Origin of the sequence: Cellulomonas endometrii, assembly GCF_949769265.1 — a bacterium.
Lineage (GTDB): Bacteria > Actinomycetota > Actinomycetes > Actinomycetales > Cellulomonadaceae > Cellulomonas > Cellulomonas endometrii.
In genome coordinates this window covers 28,278-49,623 of the sequence record NZ_CATKPC010000023.1, presented here as the reverse complement: position 1 = coordinate 49,623, position 21,346 = coordinate 28,278, and the positions used below count along the sequence as shown (strand labels likewise).

Annotated in this window: 24 protein-coding genes and 1 tRNA gene; 14 read left to right on the top strand and 11 right to left on the bottom strand. The window is 73.8% G+C overall.

Annotated elements, in window-relative coordinates:
• Positions 1-27: 27 nt before the first annotated feature.
• From phnD to QNH85_RS18070, 5 genes are read left to right on the top strand one after another with little or no spacing between them, the layout of a single operon-like run.
• Positions 28-939 (top strand): phosphate/phosphite/phosphonate ABC transporter substrate-binding protein, encoded by a 912-nt coding sequence (phnD, locus tag QNH85_RS18090; protein WP_282948650.1) that lies wholly within the window; start codon positions 28-30, stop codon positions 937-939.
• Positions 936-1,751 (top strand): phosphonate ABC transporter ATP-binding protein, encoded by an 816-nt coding sequence (locus QNH85_RS18085; RefSeq protein WP_282948649.1) that lies wholly within the window; start codon positions 936-938, stop codon positions 1,749-1,751. The genes phnD and QNH85_RS18085 overlap by 4 nt, the downstream gene beginning before the upstream one ends.
• Positions 1,735-2,577, top strand: a complete 843-nt coding sequence (gene phnE / locus QNH85_RS18080; protein WP_282948647.1) for a phosphonate ABC transporter, permease protein PhnE — start codon at positions 1,735-1,737, stop codon at positions 2,575-2,577. Before QNH85_RS18085 ends, phnE begins: the two co-directional genes overlap by 17 nt.
• Positions 2,574-3,338 (top strand): tyrosine-protein phosphatase, encoded by a 765-nt coding sequence (locus QNH85_RS18075; protein WP_282948645.1) that lies wholly within the window; start codon positions 2,574-2,576, stop codon positions 3,336-3,338. The genes phnE and QNH85_RS18075 overlap by 4 nt, the downstream gene beginning before the upstream one ends.
• The gene (locus QNH85_RS18070) at positions 3,335-3,961 is read left to right on the top strand and encodes a TetR/AcrR family transcriptional regulator (RefSeq protein WP_282948643.1); all 627 of its coding nucleotides are present in this window, start codon (positions 3,335-3,337) and stop codon (positions 3,959-3,961) included. Before QNH85_RS18075 ends, QNH85_RS18070 begins: the two co-directional genes overlap by 4 nt.
• Before the next feature lie 110 nt (positions 3,962-4,071).
• On the opposite strand, the gene QNH85_RS18065 is transcribed toward QNH85_RS18070, so the two are convergent.
• From QNH85_RS18065 to QNH85_RS18055, 3 genes are all read right to left on the bottom strand, one after another.
• Positions 4,072-5,292 carry a hypothetical protein gene (locus QNH85_RS18065; RefSeq protein ID WP_282948642.1) on the bottom strand — a complete coding sequence of 407 codons (1,221 nt, stop codon included), beginning with the start codon at positions 5,290-5,292 and terminating at the stop codon, positions 4,072-4,074.
• 60 nt (positions 5,293-5,352) lie between these two features.
• Positions 5,353-5,574 carry a hypothetical protein gene (locus QNH85_RS18060; RefSeq protein WP_282948640.1) on the bottom strand — a complete coding sequence of 74 codons (222 nt, stop codon included), beginning with the start codon at positions 5,572-5,574 and terminating at the stop codon, positions 5,353-5,355.
• 129 nt (positions 5,575-5,703) lie between these two features.
• Positions 5,704-6,369, bottom strand: coding sequence for a TetR/AcrR family transcriptional regulator (locus tag QNH85_RS18055; protein WP_282948638.1), 666 nt, complete (start codon positions 6,367-6,369; stop codon positions 5,704-5,706).
• Between the two features lie 93 nt (positions 6,370-6,462).
• Between QNH85_RS18055 and QNH85_RS18050 the strand changes: the two genes are divergently transcribed.
• Positions 6,463-7,365: an SDR family NAD(P)-dependent oxidoreductase gene (locus tag QNH85_RS18050; RefSeq protein WP_282948636.1), complete on the top strand. Its 903-nt coding sequence runs from the start codon at positions 6,463-6,465 to the stop codon at positions 7,363-7,365.
• Here QNH85_RS18050 and QNH85_RS18045 read toward each other — a convergent pair.
• The 3 genes from QNH85_RS18045 to QNH85_RS18035 all read right to left on the bottom strand — a co-directional run bounded on the left by QNH85_RS18045 (position 7,346) and on the right by QNH85_RS18035 (position 8,149).
• The gene (locus QNH85_RS18045) at positions 7,346-7,789 is read right to left on the bottom strand and encodes a hypothetical protein (protein WP_282948634.1); all 444 of its coding nucleotides are present in this window, start codon (positions 7,787-7,789) and stop codon (positions 7,346-7,348) included. The genes QNH85_RS18050 and QNH85_RS18045 overlap by 20 nt on opposite strands.
• Complete coding sequence (locus QNH85_RS18040) at positions 7,786-7,926, bottom strand: hypothetical protein (RefSeq protein ID WP_282948633.1); 141 nt, start codon at positions 7,924-7,926, stop codon at positions 7,786-7,788. The genes QNH85_RS18045 and QNH85_RS18040 overlap by 4 nt, the downstream gene beginning before the upstream one ends.
• Before the next feature lie 140 nt (positions 7,927-8,066).
• Positions 8,067-8,149 (bottom strand) — tRNA-Leu (locus QNH85_RS18035).
• Positions 8,150-8,412: 263 nt separating this feature from the next.
• Between QNH85_RS18035 and QNH85_RS18030 the strand changes: the two genes are divergently transcribed.
• Genes QNH85_RS18030 through pknB form a run of 7 tightly spaced genes read left to right on the top strand, consistent with a single transcriptional unit; the run spans position 8,413 to position 17,334 of the window.
• The gene (locus QNH85_RS18030) at positions 8,413-9,126 is read left to right on the top strand and encodes an FHA domain-containing protein (protein WP_213284385.1); all 714 of its coding nucleotides are present in this window, start codon (positions 8,413-8,415) and stop codon (positions 9,124-9,126) included.
• A 21-nt stretch (positions 9,127-9,147) separates the two neighbouring features.
• The gene (locus tag QNH85_RS18025; RefSeq protein WP_213284384.1) at positions 9,148-9,639 is read left to right on the top strand and encodes an FHA domain-containing protein FhaB/FipA; all 492 of its coding nucleotides are present in this window, start codon (positions 9,148-9,150) and stop codon (positions 9,637-9,639) included.
• Positions 9,640-9,649: 10 nt separating this feature from the next.
• Positions 9,650-10,963, top strand: coding sequence for a Stp1/IreP family PP2C-type Ser/Thr phosphatase (locus QNH85_RS18020; protein ID WP_282948630.1), 1,314 nt, complete (start codon positions 9,650-9,652; stop codon positions 10,961-10,963).
• Entirely contained in the window at positions 10,963-12,477 is a 1,515-nt protein-coding gene (locus QNH85_RS18015) for an FtsW/RodA/SpoVE family cell cycle protein (protein ID WP_282948628.1), read from the top strand. The genes QNH85_RS18020 and QNH85_RS18015 overlap by 1 nt, the downstream gene beginning before the upstream one ends.
• The gene (locus tag QNH85_RS18010; protein WP_282948626.1) at positions 12,474-13,931 is read left to right on the top strand and encodes a peptidoglycan D,D-transpeptidase FtsI family protein; all 1,458 of its coding nucleotides are present in this window, start codon (positions 12,474-12,476) and stop codon (positions 13,929-13,931) included. Before QNH85_RS18015 ends, QNH85_RS18010 begins: the two co-directional genes overlap by 4 nt.
• On the top strand, positions 13,928-15,337 hold the full coding sequence (locus tag QNH85_RS18005; protein WP_282948624.1) for a serine/threonine-protein kinase: 1,410 nt from the start codon (positions 13,928-13,930) through the stop codon (positions 15,335-15,337). The genes QNH85_RS18010 and QNH85_RS18005 overlap by 4 nt, the downstream gene beginning before the upstream one ends.
• Positions 15,337-17,334, top strand: coding sequence for a Stk1 family PASTA domain-containing Ser/Thr kinase (gene pknB, locus QNH85_RS18000; protein WP_282948622.1), 1,998 nt, complete (start codon positions 15,337-15,339; stop codon positions 17,332-17,334). Before QNH85_RS18005 ends, pknB begins: the two co-directional genes overlap by 1 nt.
• An 82-nt stretch (positions 17,335-17,416) precedes the next feature.
• On the opposite strand, the gene QNH85_RS17995 is transcribed toward pknB, so the two are convergent.
• The 4 genes from QNH85_RS17995 to QNH85_RS17980 are packed head-to-tail and all read right to left on the bottom strand — an operon-like array spanning position 17,417 to position 19,954.
• Positions 17,417-18,040, bottom strand: a complete 624-nt coding sequence (locus QNH85_RS17995; protein WP_213284378.1) for an aminodeoxychorismate/anthranilate synthase component II — start codon at positions 18,038-18,040, stop codon at positions 17,417-17,419.
• Positions 18,037-18,201 carry a hypothetical protein gene (locus QNH85_RS17990; protein ID WP_213284377.1) on the bottom strand — a complete coding sequence of 55 codons (165 nt, stop codon included), beginning with the start codon at positions 18,199-18,201 and terminating at the stop codon, positions 18,037-18,039. Before QNH85_RS17990 ends, QNH85_RS17995 begins: the two co-directional genes overlap by 4 nt.
• Positions 18,201-19,034: a class E sortase gene (locus QNH85_RS17985; protein ID WP_282948620.1), complete on the bottom strand. Its 834-nt coding sequence runs from the start codon at positions 19,032-19,034 to the stop codon at positions 18,201-18,203. Before QNH85_RS17985 ends, QNH85_RS17990 begins: the two co-directional genes overlap by 1 nt.
• Positions 19,031-19,954: a DUF881 domain-containing protein gene (locus QNH85_RS17980; protein ID WP_282948618.1), complete on the bottom strand. Its 924-nt coding sequence runs from the start codon at positions 19,952-19,954 to the stop codon at positions 19,031-19,033. Before QNH85_RS17980 ends, QNH85_RS17985 begins: the two co-directional genes overlap by 4 nt.
• Positions 19,955-20,083: 129 nt before the next feature.
• Between QNH85_RS17980 and QNH85_RS17975 the strand changes: the two genes are divergently transcribed.
• On the top strand, positions 20,084-20,332 hold the full coding sequence (locus QNH85_RS17975; protein ID WP_213284376.1) for a cell division protein CrgA: 249 nt from the start codon (positions 20,084-20,086) through the stop codon (positions 20,330-20,332).
• Between the two features lie 155 nt (positions 20,333-20,487).
• Here QNH85_RS17975 and QNH85_RS17970 read toward each other — a convergent pair whose 3' ends face one another.
• Positions 20,488-21,342, bottom strand: a complete 855-nt coding sequence (locus QNH85_RS17970; protein ID WP_213284375.1) for a rhomboid family intramembrane serine protease — start codon at positions 21,340-21,342, stop codon at positions 20,488-20,490.
• Positions 21,343-21,346 lie beyond the last annotated feature (4 nt).

Genomic DNA, 21,346 nt, shown 5'->3' with positions numbered 1-21,346 from the left:
CCCCCGAACCCCGGAAAGGTCACCCCGATGCGCCGCTACTCGCTCCCCGCGACGGGCATGCTCGGCATCACCGCGCTCGCGCTCGCCGCGTGCTCGTCCCCCTCCGCCTCCGCCTCCGCCGACGAGGCACCCGCCTCCGACGCGCCCATCACGATCGCGACGCTCCCCGTCTCCGACGACCCCACCCAGGTCAACCCCGTCGAGGCCCTGGTCGAGCTGCTCGAGCAGGAGACCGGTCGCGAGGTCGAGGTCACCGACGTGCCCGACTACCTCAGCGTCGTCGAGGCCATCCGCGCGGACCACGTCGACATCGGCATCATGAGCGGGTTCCCGTCGGCCCTGGCCGTCAACACCGGTGAGGTCGACGCGCTCCTCGCCTGGGAGGGCAGCGACGACCCGGTGTCCACGTGCGTGGTCCTCGACGACTCGCCCGTGCAGACCGTCGCGGACCTGCAGGGGAAGACGGTGGCGTTCGCCGACCAGGCGTCGAGCTCCGGCTACTTCATGCCGGTCTACATGCTCCACGAGGCCGGTCTCGAGCAGGGCGAGGACTACGAGGCGATCTTCGCCGGCGGCCACGAGGGCGGCTTCGCCGCCCTGCAGCAGGGCCAGGTCGACGCGGCCTGCACCGCGGTCGTCCTCACGCAGATGGGCGCCCCGATGTTCCCGTTCGCCGACGGCGAGTGGCGCGCGGTCGGCGAGAGCCCCGCCATGGACATCATGGGCACGGTCCTGGCCCGGCAGTCGCTCGACGACGAGACGCGCACTCTGCTGGAGGAGGCGCTGCCGCGGGTGTTCTCCGAGGAGAACGCGGAGGCCCTGGGCGCGTACAGCTCGTTCACCGGCCTGGACGTCGTCATCGCCCCGGAGCCCAGTGCCTTCGCGTCGTTCGCCGAGATCGCCGCGGTCGCCGGCGTCGAGCTCGAGGACCTGGAGTGACCATCGCGACGGCCGGCACGGCGGTGCCCGTCACGGAGGTCCAGCCGGTGCTGCCCCTCGTCACGGTGCGGGACCTGCGGGTCGCCTACGACGAGCACGTCGTGCTGGACGGGGTCGACCTGGAGCTGTTCCCCGGGGAGATGGTCGCGCTGCTCGGCTCGTCCGGCTCCGGCAAGTCGACCCTGATGAAGAGCCTCACCGGGTTCGCGCCGGTCACCCGCGGGTCGGTGCGCGTCGCCGGCCACGACGTCACGAACCTGCCGCGCGGGGGCCTGCGCACGCTGCGCTCCGACGTCGGCCAGGTCTTCCAGCAGTTCCACCTGATCCCGCGCCTCAGCGTGCTCACCAACGTCCTGACCGGTGCCCTGCACGGCGCGGGGCCGGTCAACCTGGTCGGCGGCTTCTCCAGCGCCGACCGCGTGCGGGCGATGGAGCTGCTCGACCGCGTCGGCATCGCGCACAAGGCGAAACAGCCCGCCCGGTCCCTGTCGGGAGGTCAGCAGCAGCGCGTCGCGATCGCCCGGGCGCTGATGCAGCAGCCGACGATCATCCTCGCGGACGAGCCGGTGGCGTCCCTGGACCCGAAGCTGGCCGGCTCGGTGCTGCGGCTGCTGCGGCAGATCGCGACCGAGGACGGCATCCCCGTGCTGGTCAGCCTGCACGTGCTGCACCTGGCGCTGGAGCACGGCGACCGGGTCGTCGGCCTGCGGGACGGCCGGGTGCTCGTCTCCGCGCCGGCCGCGCAGCTGGACGCCGACGCCCTCGCCGGGCTGTACGACGAGGAGGAGGACGACCGTGACCACGACCTCTGAGGCCCCGGCCCGCCGGACGACACCACCCCCGCTGCCCCCGGCGGAGCGCGCCCGGCTGGAGCGGGCGTTCTCCGTCCCGCGGACGCGCTTCCTCGTCGGCATCCCGGTCGCCGCGATCGTGCTGATCTGGTCGATGGGCGGTGCGGAGTTCAACGTCGTCCAGCTCGGCGAGGGCGGCGTCAACATGGCGGAGTTCCTCTCCCGCCTGTTCCCGCCGAGCTTCGCGAAGCTCGGGGTCATCGTCGAGCTGCTGGTCGAGACCCTGCAGATGGCGGTCGTCGGCACCGTGCTCGGCGCCGTCCTGTCCCTGCTCGTGGCCTTCGCGGCGGCGTCGAACATCGCCCCGCGGTGGCTGTACTACCCGGCCCGCTGGGTCATGAACATCATCCGCTCGGTGCCCGACCTCGTGTTCGCGCTGATGTTCGTCTCCGCCGTGGGGCTCGGGCCGTTCGCCGGCATCCTCGCGATGACCCTCGGGTCCCTCGGCTCGATCGGCAAGATCTTCGCCGAGGCCATGGAGTCGGTGGACCGGGGGCCGATCGTCGCGATGGATGCCGTCGGGGCGTCCCAGCGGCAGGTCATCCAGTACGGCGTGCTCCCGCAGGCGGCCCCGCTGCTCGTCTCGTACACGCTGCTGCTCTTCGAGGGCAACGTGCGCGGGGCGACCATCCTCGGCCTCGTCGGGGCCGGCGGCATCGGCCTGGAGCTGACCACCGCCATGCGCATGTACGACTACGGGCACCTCAGCGCCATCATCATCTGCATCATCGTGCTGGTCACGGTGATCGACCAGGGCAGCGCCCTGATCCGAAGGAGGATCACGTGACCACCACCAGCATCGACCTGGCCCTCAGCGCCCCGGTGAACCTGCGGGACCTGGGCGGCATCCCGGTCGCGGGCGGCGTCGTGCGCCGGGGCTTCGCGATCCGGGCCGACGACCTGTCGACCATCACCCCGCAGGACGCGGCCGACCTGGTCCGCGACGGCCTGACCGCCGTCATCGACCTGCGGTCCCCCGCGGAGGTCGGGGTCACCGGCCGCGGGCCGCTCGCTGACCACCCCGTCGCCTACCACCACCTGCCGCTGATCGCGCACGTCGGGGACTCCGTCGGGGGCGACCCGCTCGTGCTCACCCACGAGGGCATGGGGGAGATGTACGTGCGGATGGTCCACGACGCCGCGCCGCAGCTCGTGACCGCTCTCAACGTCATCGCCCACACCCCGGGCGCCACGGCCTTCCACTGCGCCGCCGGCCGCGACCGCACCGGCGTGCTCGCCGCGTCGCTGCTGCTGGCGCTCGGGGCCGCCGACGACGACGTCGTCACCGACTACGCCCGCACCGGGCCGAACATGGCCGCCGTCATGGAGCGCTCCCGCCCCCTGATGGCCGCGATGTTCGCCGCGTTGGACCTGCCGGCGGGCATCGCGAGCTCGTCCGCACTGCTCGACGGGTCCATGGACGTCTCGATGCGGATCCTGCTGACCCGGCTCCGCGACCGGCACGGCGACCCGCTGGCCCCGCTCCGTGCCGCGGGCCTCGGTGACCAGACGATCGCCCGGCTGAGGGCGCGGGCGCTCGCCGCATGACGACGGACACCCAGGCCGGGAGCGTGCCGCGGCGCGCTCCCGGCCGGCCCCGCGACGAGGACCTCGACAGTCAGATCATCGAGGCGACGCTCGGCCTCATCGACGCGGAGCAGGAGGTGACGGTCGCCCGGATCGTCGCCCGCAGCGGCGTCAGCCGGGCCGCGCTGTACCGCCGCTGGCCCTCCCTCACCGCCCTGATCGCCGCCGCGCTCGACGTCGGACGCACCGTCCCGCCGGACCTGCCGACCGAGGGCGACCTGAAGGCGGCGGTCATGGCCGCGACCCTCGGTGACCCGACGTCGGCCGCCGGCTCCGTCGCCGTCGGGTACCCCGAGGCGCGGTTCCGCCAGCGGATCCGGCTGGTCATGTCCGACCGCGCGCTGCAGAAGGCGTACTGGACGTCGCACGTCTCGCGGCGGCGCGTGCCGCTGGAGGCCGCCCTCCGGTCCGGGATCGACCGGGGCGTCCTGCGCCCCGACCTCGACGTCGCCGCCTGCTTCGACGCGATCGCCGGGGCCGTCTACTACCAGATCGTCGTCCGCGGCGACCGGTTCGACGACCCTGCCGCGCAGGCCCGGCTGCGGGCGGCGTTCGAGGTCGTGTGGCGGGGGATGCTGGCCTGACACCGTCGGCTACGGTGCCCGCGGGTCTGACCGCCGTGCGGGACGGGGTATTACGTCGGTGGTGACGGTGTTCGCGGAGGGGCAGGTGGGGTGAGCCGCCTCGCGCGCCGTCACGGCTGGAGCTGCGCCTGCAGCGCGTTGTAGTCCGCCACGAGCGCGTCGACCCGGGCGCGCTCCGCGGCGTTGGCCGCCTCGGCCGCCTCGACGGCAGCGAGCCGGGCCGGCAGGTCCCGGTCGTCCCGCGCGAGCAGGTCGGCTGCGGCGTCGAGCGTCTCGGCCGCGGGTGCCATGGGCAGGTCGGTGCCGTCCCACCACGTCCACGACAGCAGCAGTCCTGATCGCTGCTGCTCCGGGAGGGCCGCGACCTCAGCGACCTTCTCCTCGTACGCCTGCCGGTAGGACGCCACGGCGCGTGCGTCCGCCTCGTACTGGGCTCGGTCGTGCGCGGTCGTCGTCTCGGTGGCGAGGACGGCCTGGTACCCCGCGTCGATCGCCGCGGTCAGCTGGGCCATCGACGCGCCGAACGCCTCGTGCACCGCGACCAAGGCCGCGCGGTCCGTCACGAAGCGCGCGTAGACCGCCTCCAGCGGCTCACCGAGGCCGCCATCGCGCCACACCTGCGTCCCGACGTAGGCGAACAGCTCTGTCGGCCGGTTCTCCCGGTGCTCACCGACGGAGCCGGTGATCTGCTCGTGGATCGCGTCGTCCGCGGGCACTCCGGTGATGGCGGTCTCGAGCAGACCAGCGAGCTCCTCCTGCTCCCGCGCGCTCAGGGTCGTCCACGCCGCGTGCAGCGCCTCGTGCGCCGTGGTCTCGACGACGAAGCCGCGCAGGCGCGGGTCGGGCGGCGCGTAGACGACGATCGAGCCGTCCGGCCGATAGCACCCCACCCTGCCGTCGGCCTCGACCGCGGCGTGACCGTCCTCGCACTGCCCCGCGAACGCGGCCGCGTCGAGGAACGCCGGCCGGGCGGCGAACAGCAGCCGGCGGCCCTCCTCGGACAGGTGGGCCTCGTCGGCGATCGCCAGGAGCTCCGCGGACGGCGGCGGCACCGAGGCCGCGGGTGCCGCACCGATGCCGGTGTCGACCACCGCGCGGAGCCGGTCCGCGCCACCGGTCGCCCACCACGCGAGCACGACGGCCGCCAGCACGAGGAGCGCGAGCACCGGTCTGGGCCTGCGCCGACGTCGCCGTCCCGCGCGTCCGCCCTCGACCGGGGTGGCCGGGGGTCGCCAGACCGTGTCGACGCCCGCCGCCCCGGTGGCCTCGTCGACGACCCACTGCGGCACCCTGCCCGTGGGTGAGCGCGGCAGGTCATCGGGAGACGGCATGCCCAGATCATCGGCGGGACCCCCGCCGAACTTCAGCCGAGCGGCCGCCCGGGCCCGGTGCTACTGGTCGAGGTCGTCCGGGTTCGGCCCGGGGTTCGTCGGCGTCACCGTCGGAGTGGCGGTCGCCGCGCCGTGGGTGCGGGTGTCGTCCGGGTCGCGGTCGTCGTCGAGGTCGTCCGGGTTGGGCCCCGGGCTCGTCGGGTGTCCGGACGAGGCGGGCAGTGGCGCGCCGGACGACTGCTCGTCGGGCGTGGGGCCGGTGCTGGGGACCGAGGTGCTCATGAGGGTCACTCCCTTGTGACGGCGACCATGCCCGGGTTCGGGTACGAGCAAGGGTCTCCTGCTGATCATCGCTCGCCTACGGCCGCGCCGCTCGACGGGAACGCGAGAACTGCGCACCGACCCGCGCGGTCAGGCGCGCGGAAGCACACCCAGCAACGCCGACGTGAACGCCAACCGGAGCCCCTCGCGCAGATCCACGTGCAGCGCCGCGAGCTCGGGCTCGTCCGCGTAGGCGGCGACGAGGCTGGCCGGCGGCGGGACGTAGGACGACAGGGCGCCCGCCGAGACGAGGCTCATCAGGCAGAACACCTGCGCGCCCTCACCGAGCTCGGGCACGTGGTGGCGCACGAGCTCCGTCATCGTGGCGAGCCTGGTCAGGGACGAGCGCTTGTGCCGCTTGACCACGTCGACCGAGACGTTGTGCTCCAGGACGCCACCCTGCGCCCCGAACAGGTCGCACAGCACGACCCGGCCCGCCAACGAGCGGCTGAGCGTCTCGGCGAGCTGGCCAGCTCGGACCTCCGGCGCCGCGCTGGCCTCGACACCCGCTGCCAGCTCGCTCTCCAGCTCGTCGAGCCAGCTCCCCAGGAAGTCGTCCAGCAGCTCGAGCAGGACCGCCTCGCGCGACTCGAAGTACCGCAGGACGTTCGACTTGGCCAGGCCCACCCGCCGGCTGAGCTCGTTCAGGGTCACCTCGGCCACGGGCATCTCGTCGAGCATCGCCGCCGCCGTGTCGAGGATCGCCCGACGGCGGATCTCCTTCTGCTCCTCGCTGCGCGCTCGTTGGAAGGTCACCCACCCACGATATCGGACCGCCGGTTCCTTGACAGCAGACCGTCGGTCCCTTACGTTCACAATATCAAACCGGCGGTCTTTTAGGAGCGAATCGTGAGCCACGACTGGACCCAGCAACACATCCCCGACCAGCAGGGCCGGGTGGCCGTCGTAACCGGCGCCAACACCGGGCTCGGCTTCGAGACGGCCCGGATGCTGGCCGAGCGAGGAGCGACGGTGGTCCTCGCGGTCCGTGACGTCGAGAAGGGCAAGCAGGCGGCCGCACGCATCACCGGTGACGTCAGCGTCCAGGCGCTCGACCTGACGTCCCTGGAGTCGATCCGGTCCGCCGCAGCAGATCTCCGCGCGGCCCACCCGCGCATCGACCTCCTGATCAACAACGCCGGCGTGATGTACACCCCCCGGCGCACCACCGCCGACGGCTTCGAGCTGCAGCTCGGCACCAACCACCTCGGCCACTTCGCCTTGACCGGTCTGCTGCTCGACCGGCTGCTGCCGGTCCCCGGCTCCCGCGTCGTCACGGTGAGCAGCACCGGGCACCGCATCCGAGCCGGCATCCACTTCGACGACCTGAACTGGGAGCGCTCGTACGACCGCGTCGCCGCCTACGGCCAGGCCAAGCTGGCCAACCTGATGTTCACGTACGAGCTGCAGCGTCGGCTCGCCCGGCACAGCACGACGATCGCGGTAGCCGCCCATCCCGGTGTGTCCAACACCGAGCTCACGCGCAACACCCCCGCCGCACTCCGGCTGCCGGTGACCTGGCTCGCGCCGCTGCTCACCCAGACGGCCGCGATGGGCGCCCTGCCCACCCTGCGCGCTGCCACCGATCCGGCTGTCCTCGGCGGGCAGTACTACGGCCCCGGCAACCGCGGCGAGGTGCGGGGGTACCCGAGGGTGGTCACCTCCAGTCCCGCCTCGTACGACCAGGCCGCCCAGCAGCGCCTGTGGGCCGTGTCCGAAGAGCTCACCGGTGTCACGTTCCCCCAGGCGTAGTTCTCCGCGAGCCGCGGTCGCGCTCGTCGATGCGCCGCGCGAGAGCGAGAAGGGCGAGCTCGACGACGATGAGCGCGACGATCTCGGCTCGGGCGACGTGCGACCAGAACTCCGCGGGTGTGATGACACCGGGCTGGCCCTGGTTGAGCCCGAACCGGTCGTACCAGGGGTTCTGCGCGGCGACGACGATCATGGGCACCAGCGCCGTGGCCGCCCGGAGCGCCTGCGGCAGCGGGCTGCGCTGGAACGGGCCACGCACCCCGACGAGGGCGGCGGTGAGGACGCACGGCAGCATCAGCAGGACTGCCGGCCACGTCACCCCGACCGCGACGGCGCCCAGCCATGCTGCGCACAGCAGCAGCGGCCACCACAGGTAGCGGCGTGCCGGACTGGGTGCCGTCGAGGCGCGTCGGGGTGAGGTCACGGCAGCGCGGTCAGGGCCCACGTGGCGCTGGGCTGGGTGTGCGCGTGGTCGCCGGCGGAGGCGACGACCAGGACGGCGCGCATGACGGCGAGCAGCGTGAAGGTCAGCACCGGCCGACGAACGTCTGCCGCGGTCATCGCCCACTCCCGGTCGCCAGGTCCGCGCCAGCTCGCCTCCTGGCAGCACCAGAACTCCAGCGTGCTGGCGGACTCGGATCAACCCCGAGGACGAAGAAACCCCCGGTCGGATGATCTCCGACCGGGGGTTCTCGTCTGTGTGCGCGAGGGGGGATTTGAACCCCCACGCCCTTTCGGACACTGGCACCTGAAGCCAGCGCGTCTGCCGTTCCGCCACTCGCGCGCCGCAGAAGATTAGCACGACTCGGAGGTCGGTCCTGACCACCGCCTGACCACCCCGGTCGCGCCGGACCACCCGACCAGACCCGCCCGACCCTCCCGGACCCCCGCCACCACACCCCGCGCGCGACTGCTTCACCAGGTCCGCGCCGCCTCGCCGTCCCCAGGTCGGGGCGGCGGACCTACCGCGTGGCTACCATCTACGCAGGATGTCGGGTGCAGCGAACGTGCCCGACGGTTTGCGCGTGCGGTGAGGAGGTGGTGGGCGTGGGCATCCTGGACCGTTTCGAGCACGGTGTGGAGCGCGTGGTGAACACCGCGTTCGCCAAGGCCTTCCGCAGCGAGGTGAAGCCCGTCGAGCTGGCGAGCGCGCTGCGCCGTGAGGTCGACGACCGTGCGGCCGTCGTGGGCCGCGACCGGACGGTGGTCCCGAACGAGTTCACGCTGGAGCTGTCCCCGGGCGACTACGACCAGGTCGAGGCGTGGGGCGCGGAGGCGCTGGCGGACGAGCTGGCGGCGAACGTCACGGAGCACGCGACGGGTCAGCGGTACGCGTTCGTCGGCCCGGTGACGGTGGCGTTCCACGAGTACGAGGACCTGGAGACCGGCCGGTTCCGGGTGAAGTCGGCGACGGTGCGCGGTGCGGCCGCCCCCGCGACGACGTCGGCCCCGAGCCCGCGGCACCCGCTGATCGACATCGACGGTCAGCGCTACCTGCTGACGGGCCCGGTCACGGTCATCGGCCGCGGGTCCGAGGCGGACATCGTGGTCGACGACCCGGGCGTCTCCCGCCGCCACCTGGAGATCCGGGTGTCGCCGCAGGGCGTCGTCGCGTCGGACCTGGGCTCGACGAACGGCCTGTTCGTGGAGGGCCACCAGGTGCCGGCGGCGACACTCCTGGACGGGAACACGCTCACGATCGGCCGGACCCGCATCATGTTCTGGACGGGCGAGGGCGACGGACAGGAACCGGGCGAGTGAGCGACGCGACGAACGGCACGCATGAGTGAGCTGACGGTCACCCTGCTGCGGCTGGGGTACCTCGTGCTCCTGTGGGCCTTCGTGCTGTCCGCGATCGGTGTGCTGCGCCGGGACCTGTACGGGACCCGCATCGTGAACCGCCGCCGGACGGCGACCCCGGCACCCGCGCCCGCCGGAGGGGTCCCGACGCCCGCGCAGGAGAAGGGCCGTGGCCGTCGCGCCGGTCCGACCCGGCTGGTCGTGACCGAGGGCCCGCTGCGCGGCACGACGCTGCCGCTGGGGGCGTCGGCCGTCCTGATCGGCCGCGCGCCGTCGTGCACGCTGGTCCTGGACGACGACTACTCCTCCTCGCGGCACGCCCGCGTGTTCCAGGAGGGCGGCCAGTGGCTGGTCGAGGACATGGGCTCCACGAACGGCACCTTCCTGGACGACCAGAAGGTGACCGGCCCGGTGGCGGTGCGCCCCGGCGCGCAGATCCGCATCGGCCAGAGCGTCCTCGAGCTGCAGGGGTAGCGGGGGGATCGTGAGCATCGCGCTGCGCTACGCCGCACGGTCCGACGTCGGGCTGGTGAGGTCGAACAACCAGGACTCCGCCTACGCCGGACCGCATCTGCTCGTCGTCGCGGACGGCATGGGCGGCCACGCCGGCGGCGACGTCGCGTCGTCCGTGGCGATCGCGGCGCTGGCCCCGCTCGACGGCGAGTCGCACGGGCCGGACGACGCGCTCGACGAGCTGGAGCGCGCGCTGGAGGAGGCGCGCGAGGAGATCATCACGCGCTCCGAGACCAACCCCGAGCTCGCGGGCATGGGGACGACGGTCACGGCGATCCTGCGGGCGGGCAACAAGCTCGCGATGGTGCACCTCGGCGACTCCCGCGGCTACCTGCTGCGCGACGGCGTGCTCACGCAGGTCACCACGGACCACACCTTCGTCCAGCACCTGGTCAACACCGGCAAGATCACGCCGGAGGAGGCCGAGCACCACCCGCAGCGCTCGGTCGTCATGCGGGTGCTCGGCGACTTCGACGTGGACATCGCCCCGGACCTGTCGGTGCGCGAGGCGCGGCCCGGCGACCGGTGGCTGCTGTGCTCCGACGGCCTGTCGGGCTTCGTGAGCGGCGAGACGATCGCCCGCACGCTGCACGAGCTCCCGGACGTCGACACGTGCGCGGAGCGGCTGGTGCAGCTCGCCCTGCGCGCCGGCGGCGGCGACAACGTGACGGTCGTGGTCGCGGACGTCCTGGAGCTCGACCAGGTGCGCGACGGCGCCGGGCCGACGACGAACGCCGTGGTGGTGGGGTCGGCCGCGATCTCCCGCAACCGGCCGACGAGCGCCCACGACGGTCCCGCCGCGCGCGCCGCCGAGCTGTCCCGGCAGGCGGCCGCCAGCACCCCGGGCGGCGGCGTGCCCGCCGTCGACGAGGACGAGGACGACGCGGCCGAGCGCCGCGACCGGCGCCGCCGCCGCACCCGCGCGCTCGTGCTGACCGTCCTGGCCGTCCTGGTGCTCGGCGCCGGGGCCTTCGGCTTCTACCGCTGGACGCAGACCCAGTACTACGTCGGCGTCGACGGGGAGGTGGTCGCCATCTACCGCGGCATCCCCCAGACGATCGGCCCGATCGGCCTCTCCGACGTCGTCGAGACCACGGACGTGGCCGTCGACGACCTCCCGGTCTTCGTCCGCGAGCGCGTCGAGCAGACCATCCACACCGCGTCGCTGGCCGACGCCCGCGAGCGCGTCGACGCCCTCGCCGAGGACGCCGAGCAGGAGACGGCGCCCACCCCCACCCCTCCGCCCGTGACCGCCCCTGCGACGACCCCGCCGGTGGCGCCCTGATGGCCACCGTCGAGGCGCACCGGGCGCGCGCCGGCCGCGGGACGGAGCTGGGGCTGATCGTCCTGGCGCTGGCCATCGCCATCGCCGCGTACGCGCTGGTCGGGCTGGGGGCGACCGACGAGCTCCCCGCCGACGTGCTCGGCTACGGCGCGGGGATGGCCGGGCTGGCCCTCGTCGTGCACCTGGTGCTGCGCTGGCGGGCGCCGTACGCGGACCCGGTGATCCTGCCGGTGGTGATCGCGCTGAACGGCATCGGCCTCGCGATGATCTACCGCATCGACCTCGCCCGGGAGGCGCGCGGGGGCACGGAGATGTTCGCGGGGCGCCAGCTCGCCTGGTCCGCGATCTCGGTCGTGCTGGCCTGCGTCGTGCTGATCGTGCTGCGCGACCACCGCACGCTGCGCCGGTACACGTACACCGCGATGGTGGCCGGCCTCGCGCTGATCGTGCTGCCGCTGGTCCCGGGCCTGGGCGTCGAGATCAACGGCGCCCGGATCTGGGTGCACGCGCTCGGGTTCTCCCTGCAGCCCGCCGAGCTCGGGAAGATCGCGCTGGCGGTGTTCTTCGCCGGCTACCTCGTCACGCACCGGGACACGCTGGCCCTCGCCGGGCCGAACGTGCTGGGCCTGCAGCTGCCGCGACTGCGGGACCTCGGCCCGATCATCGTGGCGTGGGCCGCGTCGATCGCCGTGCTGGTCCTCGAGCGGGACCTCGGCACCTCCCTGCTGTTCTTCGGGCTGTTCGTCGCGATGCTCTACGTCGCCACCGAGCGGCTGTCCTGGATCGTCATCGGCCTCGTGATGTTCGCGGGCGGCGTGGCCCTGGCCGCGACGTCGTTCGGGCACGTGGCCGCGCGGTTCGACGTGTGGCTGCACGCGCTGGACCCCGAGATCTTCGACCGGTCGCCCGGCGGATCCGGCCAGCTGGTCCGCGGCCTGTTCGGGCTCGCCAGCGGCGGGCTCTTCGGCACCGGCTGGGGCCAGGGCCGGCCCGACCTGGTGCCGTTCGCCGAGTCGGACTTCATCATCGCGTCGCTGGGCGAGGAGCTCGGGCTGACGGGCCTGATGGCGATCCTCGTGATGTACCTGGTGCTGTGCCAGCGCGGCCTGCGCACCGCGATCGGCGTCCGCGACGGGTTCGGCAAGCTGCTCGCGGCCGGCCTCGCGTTCGTCATCGCCTTCCAGTGCTTCGTGGTCGTGGGCGGCATCACGCGGATCATCCCGCTGACCGGCCTGACCACGCCGTTCCTCGCGTACGGCGGCTCCTCCCTGCTCGCGAACTGGATCATCGCCGCGCTGCTCCTGCGCATCTCCGACGACGCACGCCGCCCCGCGCCCGAGCCCGGGGGCGAGCTCCTGTCCACGCCCGCCGGCGGCATCCCGCTCGACGACGACGCCCGCAACCCCGTGGCCGTCGCGGGTCCGGCCGTCGACGACGCGCCCCGCCGCCCCGCCGCGGGCGACGACCAGCCGACCGAGCAGCTGCGCCGCACCTCGGGGGGTGGTCGGCCGTGAACACCGCGCTGCGTCGCCTCGCGACCGTCGTCGTCGTCATGTTCCTCGCGCTGCTCGCCGGGACCACCTGGGTGCAGTTCGGGCAGGCGTCGGCGCTCAACAACGACTCCCGCAACGTCCGCACCCTGTACCGCGAGTACGGCAAGCCGCGCGGCCCGATCATCGTCGCCGGTCAGCCCGTCGCGCAGTCCACCGAGGTGGACGACCCCTTCGGGTACCAGCGCTCGTACTCCCAGCCGGAGCTGTACTCGACCGTCACCGGCTTCTACTCCGTGGTCAACGGCGGCACCCAGCTCGAGCGGTCGATGAACGACGTGCTCACCGGGTCGGCCGACTCGCTGTTCTGGAGCCGCGTGCAGGACCTCGTCACGGGAGCGCAGCCGCAGGGCTCGTCGATCGAGCTGACCCTCGACCCCGCCGCGCAGCAGGCGGCGCTCGACGCCCTCGGCGGCCAGCAGGGCGCCGTCGTCGCCATCGAGCCGTCGACCGGCAAGATCCTCGCGATGGTCTCGACGCCCGGCTTCGACCCGAACGCCCTGGCCACGCACGACACGACCGCCGCGAACGCCGCCTACCAGCAGCTGCTCGCGGCCGACGGGGACCCGCTCATCAACAAGACGACCAGCGAGAACTACCCCCCGGGGTCCACGTTCAAGCTCGTGACCGCCGCCGCCGCGCTCGAGTCCGGGTCGTACACGCCGGACTCGGTGCTCGCCGCCCCGCGGGAGCTGACGCTGCCCGGCACCTCGACCACCCTGCCGAACTTCGGCGGGGCCTCCTGCGGGACGAACGACCAGACCACCCTGACCGACGCCCTGCGGGTCTCGTGCAACACGGCGTTCGCGCAGCTCGGCGTCGACCTGGGCGACGACGCCCTCCGCGAGCAGGCCGAGAAGTTCGGCTTCGGCTCCGCGGACCTGACGGTGCCGATGCGGGTGGCCGAGTCGACCTACCCGGAGGACCCGAACGCCGCGCAGACCGCCCTGTCGGCGATCGGCCAGGAGTCGGTGCGCGCGACCCCGATCCAGATGGCCATGGTCGCCGCCGGCATCGCGAACGACGGCACCGTCATGACGCCCTACCTGGTGCAGACGGTGCGGACCGCCGACCTCGACGTGGTCAGCGAGGCCGAGCCGCAGGAGCTGTCCGAGGCCGTCTCGACGACGACCGCCCAGCAGCTCACGGACATGATGGTCGGCGTGGTGGAGTCCGGGTCCGGGACGTCCGCGCAGATCTCCGGCGTGCGGGTCGCGGGCAAGACCGGCACCGCCCAGACGGGCCGCGACGGCGAGTCCCCGCACGCGTGGTTCACCGGGTTCGCCCCGGCGGACGACCCGCAGGTCGCGGTCGCGGTCATCGTCGAGCACGGCGGGTCCGTCGGGTCCGAGGCCACCGGCGGCCGGGTCGCCGCACCCGTCGCCCGCGCGGTCATGCAGGCGGTGATCGGGCAGTGAGGCCGGCTCCGGGCGTCGTCCTCGGCGGGCGCTACCGGCTGACGCGGCAGATCGCCGTCGGCGGCATGGGCGAGGTGTGGGCCGCGCACGACGAGTCCCTCGCGCGCGACATCGCGATCAAGGTGCTGCGCGAGGAGTTCGCGGGCGACACCGGGTTCCTCGAGCGGTTCCGCACCGAGGCCCGCAACGCCGGCAGCCTGTCGCACGACGGCATCGCCGCGCTCTTCGACTACGGCGAGCAGGACGGGTCCGCGTTCCTCGCGATGGAGCTGATCCACGGCGAGCCGATGAGCGACCTGCTGGAGCGCGAGCCCGTGCTGCCCCCGCGGCGGCTGCTGCCGATCCTCGCCCAGACGGCCCGCGCGCTGCACGCCGCCCACCAGGCCGGCGTCGTGCACCGCGACGTGAAGCCCGGGAACATCCTCGTGACGCCCACGGGCAAGGTGAAGATCACCGACTTCGGGGTCTCGCTGTCGAGCAACCAGGTCCCGATGACCGCCACCGGCATGGTCATGGGCACCGCCCAGTACCTCTCGCCGGAGCAGGCCGTCGGCGGGCCCGCGACCGCCGCGTCCGACCTGTACGCGCTGGGCATCGTGGCGTACGAGGCGCTGGTCGGGCACCGGCCGTTCACCGGCCCCACCGCGGTGGACATCGCGGTCGCGCACGTCAACACCCCCGTGCCGCCGCTCCCCGCGTCCGTGGACCGGCAGCTGGCGGCGCTGGTGATGCGGCTCCTCGCCAAGGACCCCTCCCAGCGGCCGTCGAGCGCCGAGGAGCTCGCGCGGATGTTCGACGCGCTCGTCCCGCACACGCCCGCCGGAGGCAGCCCGCCCGTGTCGATCGTGCCCGGGCGGTCCCGCTCCGCGGTCGCGGTGGGTGCGCCGCCGGCGTCGGCCCCCGCGGACGGCGAGCCCGCGGCCACCCGGCGCGCACGGCAGGGCGGGTCACGGCCCACCGACGCCGGAGCGACCCGGGTGCGCGGCTCCGCCGGCGCCACCGCAGCCCCCTCCCCGCACACCGGCCCGGACGCGGCACCCCCGTCGTTCGACCCCCGGACGGGACGGCCCGTCTCCGCGGCCGGTGCGCAGGCGCCGACCTACCGGGCGACCGGCGGGCGCGGCGGGGCGCACAGCCACCCGACGACCCGCGCGCACGCCCGGGTGCAGGCCGGGGCCGGCAGCGGCCGGTCCCACGTCCGGTGGCCGCTCCTCGTGCTGGCCGTGCTGGTGGTCGCGCTGCTCGGCGCGGCCCTCGCGGACCGGCTCACGGGCGACACCGGCACGCTCGGCCCGATCGGCACCGCGGGATACACCCAGGCCGACGGTGCAGGTGGGATGATCTGGCGAGCACAGCCCGGTGCAACCGCGCCGGACGCGCGAACGACGACAGCGAAGGACGCCTAGTGGTGGACGACGGATCCCGGATCCTCGCCGGACGGTACGAGGTCGGTGAGCTCATCGGCCGCGGCGGTATGGCCGAGGTGCACATCGGGCACGACACGCGCCTCGGGCGCACCGTCGCGATCAAGATCCTGCGCTCCGACCTCGCGCGCGACCCGTCGTTCCAGGCGCGGTTCCGTCGCGAGGCGCAGGCCGCGGCCGGGCTCAACCACCCGTCGATCGTCGCCGTGTACGACACCGGCGAGGACGTGTACACCGAGCCCAGCGGTGCCGTCGCGCACGTGCCGTTCATCGTCATGGAGTACGTCGAGGGCCACACGGTCCGCGACATCCTCCGCGACGGCCAGGCCGTGCCGATCGAGGAGGCCATCGAGATCACGGCCGGCGTGCTGTCGGCGCTCGAGTACTCCCACCACGCCGGCATCGTGCACCGCGACATCAAGCCCGCGAACGTCATGCTGACGCCCACCGGCGCCGTCAAGGTGATGGACTTCGGCATCGCCCGGGCCGTCGCCGACTCCGCCGCGACCATGACGCAGACGCAGGCCGTGATCGGCACCGCGCAGTACCTGTCGCCCGAGCAGGCGCGCGGCGAGACCGTCGACACCCGCTCCGACCTGTACTCCACCGGCTGCCTGCTGTTCGAGCTGCTGACCGGGCGTCCCCCGTTCATCGGCGACTCCCCCGTCGCCGTGGCGTACCAGCACGTCCGCGAGATCGCCCCCGCGCCGTCCTCCGTCGCGTCCGACGTGCCGGAGGTCCTCGACCGGATCACGGCGAAGGCGCTGGCGAAGGAGCGGGACGCCCGCTACTCCACCGCCGCCGAGTTCCGCGCCGACCTCGAGGCCGCCGCGCGCGGCGGGGCCGTGTCCGCTCCCGCCGTGGCCGCCGCCGCGCTCGGTGCCGGTGCCGCGACCCAGGTGCTGGGCCCCGACGCCGCCTCGACGCAGCTCATGCCCGGCGACGCCCCCGCGTGGGCGCCCACGACCCCGGGGACCTCCGTGCTGCCCGCGCAGACCGACCCCGACCCGGAGCCCGAGGAGAAGTCGAAGCGCTGGCTCTGGATCACCCTGTCCGTCATCGCCGCGCTGGCGGTCGGCGGGCTGATCTGGCTGCTCCTGCAGGACCGCCAGCCCGACGTGAAGACGGTCACCGTGCCGAACGTGGCCGGCCAGACCGAGGCGCAGGCCGTCGCGGCCCTGACCGAGGCGGGGTTCGAGTACACCCGCCAGGAGGAGCCGAGCGCCGACGTCGACGAGGGCACCGTCACCCGCAGCGACCCCGCGGGCGGCGAGCAGGCCGAGGAGGGCGAGACCGTCACGTTCTGGGTGTCGAGCGGCCCGAACGCCGTCAGCGTGCCCGACGTGGTCGGCCTGACGCAGGAGGCCGCCCGCGCGCAGATCGAGGAGGTCGGCCTGACGGTCGGCAGCGTCGAGCAGCAGGACGACCCGAGCCAGCCTCAGGGCCGGGCCCTGGGCACCGACCCGGCCGCGAACCAGCAGATCTCCCCGGACCAGCCCGTGACGCTGTTCATCTCGTCCGGCAACGTGAACCTGCCGGACCTGCGGGGCCAGGCGCAGGCCGACGCGGTGAACACGCTGAACGGCCTCAACCTCGTGTCGAACATCGTGCAGGAGGAGACGGCCGACGCGGCCCCGGGCACGGTCATCGCCCAGGACCGCGCCGCCGGCATCGTCCAGCAGCGGTCCACGGTGGTGCTCACGGTCGCCGCGGCGCCCACCACGGTGACCATCCCGCAGGACATCCTGAACAAGACCGAGGCGGACGCGACCGTGCAGCTCCAGGGCCTCGGCCTGACGGTCGAGTCCATCGCGTCCGACGGCCCGTCGAACCAGCCGGTCGGCACCGTGATCTCCTCCGACCCGGCCCCCGGGCGGACCGTCGACATCGGCAGCACCGTGACGCTGATCCTGTCCGCCGGCCCCGGCAACGCGAACCCCGGCGCCGGCGGCGGCGACACCGGGAACAACGGCGACTGACGCCCCTCGGCCCAGCACGACGCAGGCCCCGGACCCCTCACGGGTCCGGGGCCTGCGTCGTCCGGTGCGGGTGCGCGGGCCCTCAGGGACGCACGAGCGGGTGCAGGTCCGCGGACCGGGCGACCGCGTCGGTCTCCCCCGTCAGCACCAGCCAGTTCGCGAGCAGCCGGTGGCCGCCCTCGGTCAGCACGGACTCGGGGTGGAACTGCACGCCGTGCAGCGGCAGGTCGCGGTGCTGCAGGCCCATGATGATGCCGTTCGCGCGGGCGGTGACGACCAGGTCCTGCGAGGCGGTCCCGTCGACGACGGCCAGCGAGTGGTAGCGGGTGGCCGTGAAGGGCGTCGGCAGCCCGTCGAAGACGCCCTCCCCGTCGTGCGACACGAGGCTGGTCTTGCCGTGCATGAGCTCCGGCGCGTGCGTGACGGTGCCGCCGAACACCTCGCCGAGCGCCTGGTGGCCCAGGCAGACGCCGAGCATGGGCGTCCCCGACGCGGCGCAGTCGCGGATCACCTGCATGGACGCGCCCGCCTCGGACGGGGTCCCCGGTCCCGGGGAGATGAGCACGCCGTCGAACTCGGCGCGCTCGTCCGCGGGCGGCACGGCGTCGTTCCGGACGACGACCGTCTCGGCACCGAGCTGGTCGAGGTAGCCGACGATCGTGTAGACGAAGGAGTCGTAGTTGTCGACGACGAGGATGCGGCTCACGGGTTCTCCCCCACGGTGGTCTCGTTGAAGGGCATGAAGGGGGCCAGCCAGGGGAACACCCACTGGAAGCAGACCGCCAGCACGGCGGCCGCGAGGACGAGCAGCAGGAGCACCCGGACGACGGCAGGCCCGGGCAGGTGCCGCCACAGCCAGCCGTACATCAGGACGCCTCCACGAGCTCGGCGGGCACGCCCTCGGACACGGGCGCCCAGTAGTCCAGCACACCGTGCACGATGTACCGCTCGCGGGCGGAGAACATCGGATGGCACGTGGTCAGGGTGATGAACCGCTCGGTGGGGGCGACGCCCGGCTGGTCGGGCACGGGCGCGATCACCTGGCTGTCCTGCGGCCGCACGACCTGCGACGAGGTGACGCGGTAGACGTACCAGGTGTCGGCGGTCCACACGACGATCGGGTCGCCCTCCTGGAGCTCCTCGATGCGGTTGAACGGCTTGCCGTACGTGGTGCGGTGCGCGGCGAGCGAGAAGTTGCCCACGCCCCCCGGCATCGCGGTCCCCTCGTAGTGGCCGACGCCGAGCGGGTTCAGCACGTTCGGCCGGTCGGTGCCCTGCGTGATGGTGCGCGTCGGCTCGCCGTCCCACGTCGGGACGCGCATGGACGCGAACGTCGTGAGGTACGGCGGCTCCTCGATGACCGGCGGCTCGTCGTAGCGGGGCGTGACGACGACGGGGCCCTGGTGGAGCGACTCGAGGGGGGCGTCCCAGCCCTGCTCCCGCACGATCTCCGCCTGGGCGTCGTTCGCGACGACGTCGGTCCACCAGAGCTGCCACGCGAGGAACGCCAGCAGCAGCACGCCGGCGGTGATGAGCAGCTCACCCAGCACCCCGACCGCGCCGAGCACGACCCCGCCGCCGCGCTGCGTCCGGCGTGCCGAGCGGCGCTCCCGGCGCCGGGCCGGTGCCGCGGCCGGGACGCGCCCCTCCGAGCCGCCGGGGCCGTCGAGCGTCGGCCAGGACACGTCGGTCCCGCTCACTCGGAGTCCTCCCGGCTCGGCTTGCCGCTCGTCGCGGTGCTGCCCTCGGCGACGAGCCCGGGCAGGACCTCGGTGCCGGGCGGCACGCTGGCGTACCGCATGTCCACCGACCCATCGTAGGCGGGCACCTGCAGGTCCTCGGTGGGGCGCGTGATCTCCCACCCGAGCCCCACGGCGTCCACCCACGACCGGTAGGCGCGCACGGCGGGGTCGGCGTTGAGCGCGGCGACCAGCTCCTGCGGGTCCCCGACGGCGGTGACGACGTACGGCGGCGAGTACCGGCGCCCCTGCAGCGACAGCACGTTCCCGATGCACTGGAACGCGCTGGTCGAGATCACGCGCTGGTCCATGAGCGCCATGGCCTCCGCTCCCCCGGCCCACAGCGCGTTGATGACGGCCTGCAGGTCCTGCTGGTGCACGACGAGGTCGTCCGGGACCGTGCCGGCCGGCCGCGGCCCGTCCGCGGGGGCGTCGTCCAGGCTGACGGTGATGCCCCGGCCGCTGACCGCCACCTTCCCGGACGCGATGTCGAACGCGGGGCCGGCGGACTGCCACTCGAGCCCCACGGTGTCGGTCTGCTCCTGCGCGAGGGTGTCGACGCGGGCGCGCAGGTCGGCGACCTGGTCCGCGAGCCGCTCCCGCCGGGCGTCCTCGTTGGCCTGCAGCCCGGCCAGGTCCTGCGGCTGGCGGGTGTTGGTCCCGCGCGCGAGCCGGGCGTTGGCCGTGAACAGCGCGCCGGCGAGCGCCATGACCAGGGCGACGGAGACCGTCCCGCGCAGGGCGCGGCCGCGGCGGTGCCGGGTCAGGCGGTGGTGGGCCTGCTGCCGGGCGGCGTGCAGGCGCGCCGAGGGCTCGGCGGGCTCGGGCGGCTCCGCCGCGTGGGCGCCGTGCGTCCGGCGCTCGGGGTGCTGCTCGGGCACGCTCATCCCCCTCGGTCTCCCCACTACGCTAGGCCACGTCACGCCCGCGCGTGCGCGCGTCCACAGGGGGAGCGCGCGGTGGCCGGGTCAGGTCCAGCGGAGTCAGACGTACGAGGTCAGGAGCATCCCGTGCCCAAGTCGAGGACGCGGCAGAAGTCGCACTACACCGCGCCGCCCGAGCGCTCGGCCGGACCGGCGGTCAACCCGACGTGGTTCGTGCCCGTGCTCGTCGGCCTGCTCGTGGTCGGCCTCGTCTGGATCGTGGTCACGTACCTCACCAACTTCGACTACCCGATCCCGGGCATCGGCTCCTGGAACCTCGCGATCGGCTTCGCGTTCGCGCTGGTCGGGCTCGGGATGGCCACGCGCTGGAAGTGACGCCCCCGGCGTCAGGGACGGTCCACCACAGGGCCGTCCCCAGGCGCCGGGCGCTCCTCCACAGGCACGGACCGCTGTTTCCCCAGGGGTGCACAACCCTGTGGATAACTACACCGGTGTAATTCCACAGCTGTGAGCAGTGCTGGGGACGGGGGTCAGACGCCCGCGTACGTCACCAGGGCGGCACCCACGAGCAGCACGGCCATGCCGGCGCAGGTGCCGATCGCCACGGGGAGCCGCCGCTCGCGGGGCGCGTACGCGAAGGCCGCCCCCACCGCGGCGCCGACGACCAGGCCGCCGAGGTGCGCCTGCCACGCGACGCCGGGCAGCAGGAACCCGAGCACCCCGTTGATGACGAGGATGCCGACGATCCCGCGGGCGCTGCGTCCCACGCGCCGCAGGACCACGAGCACCGCCCCGAACAGGCCGAACACCGCCCCCGACGCCCCGACGAGGACCGTGAACCACGACGCGGTGTAGGGCGTCGCCAGCAGCAGGAACATCACCGAGCCGCCGACCGCGCTCAGCAGGTACAGCGCCAGGAACCGCCAGCGGCCGAGCGACGCCTCGAGGAACGGGCCGACGGACCACAGGGCGATCATGTTGAACGCGATGTGCAGCACCTGGTTGGGCGCGTGCAGGAACGCGGAGGTGAGGAACCGCCACGGCTCCACCTCCCCCAGCACCGGCACGAAGGCCAGCGCCCGGGTCCAGCCGGGGTTCGCCAGCTGCAGCACGAAGCTCACCGCGCACAGCGCGATGAGCGTGAGGGTGACGACGGGTCGGCCGGTGGTGGCCCGGCCCCCGAACGCCGTGCGCGCGACGGGCTGCGACCGGGCCGCCTCCCGCACGCAGTCCACGCACTGGATGCCCACCGCAGCCGGGCGCTGGCACTCCGGGCACGCCGGCCGCCCGCACCGCTGGCACCGCACGTACGCGATGCGGTCGGGGTGCCGGGGGCAGACGGGCGGCGGCGCGGCGGGCGCGGGGCCCGGCTGCGGCTGGGTCATCGAG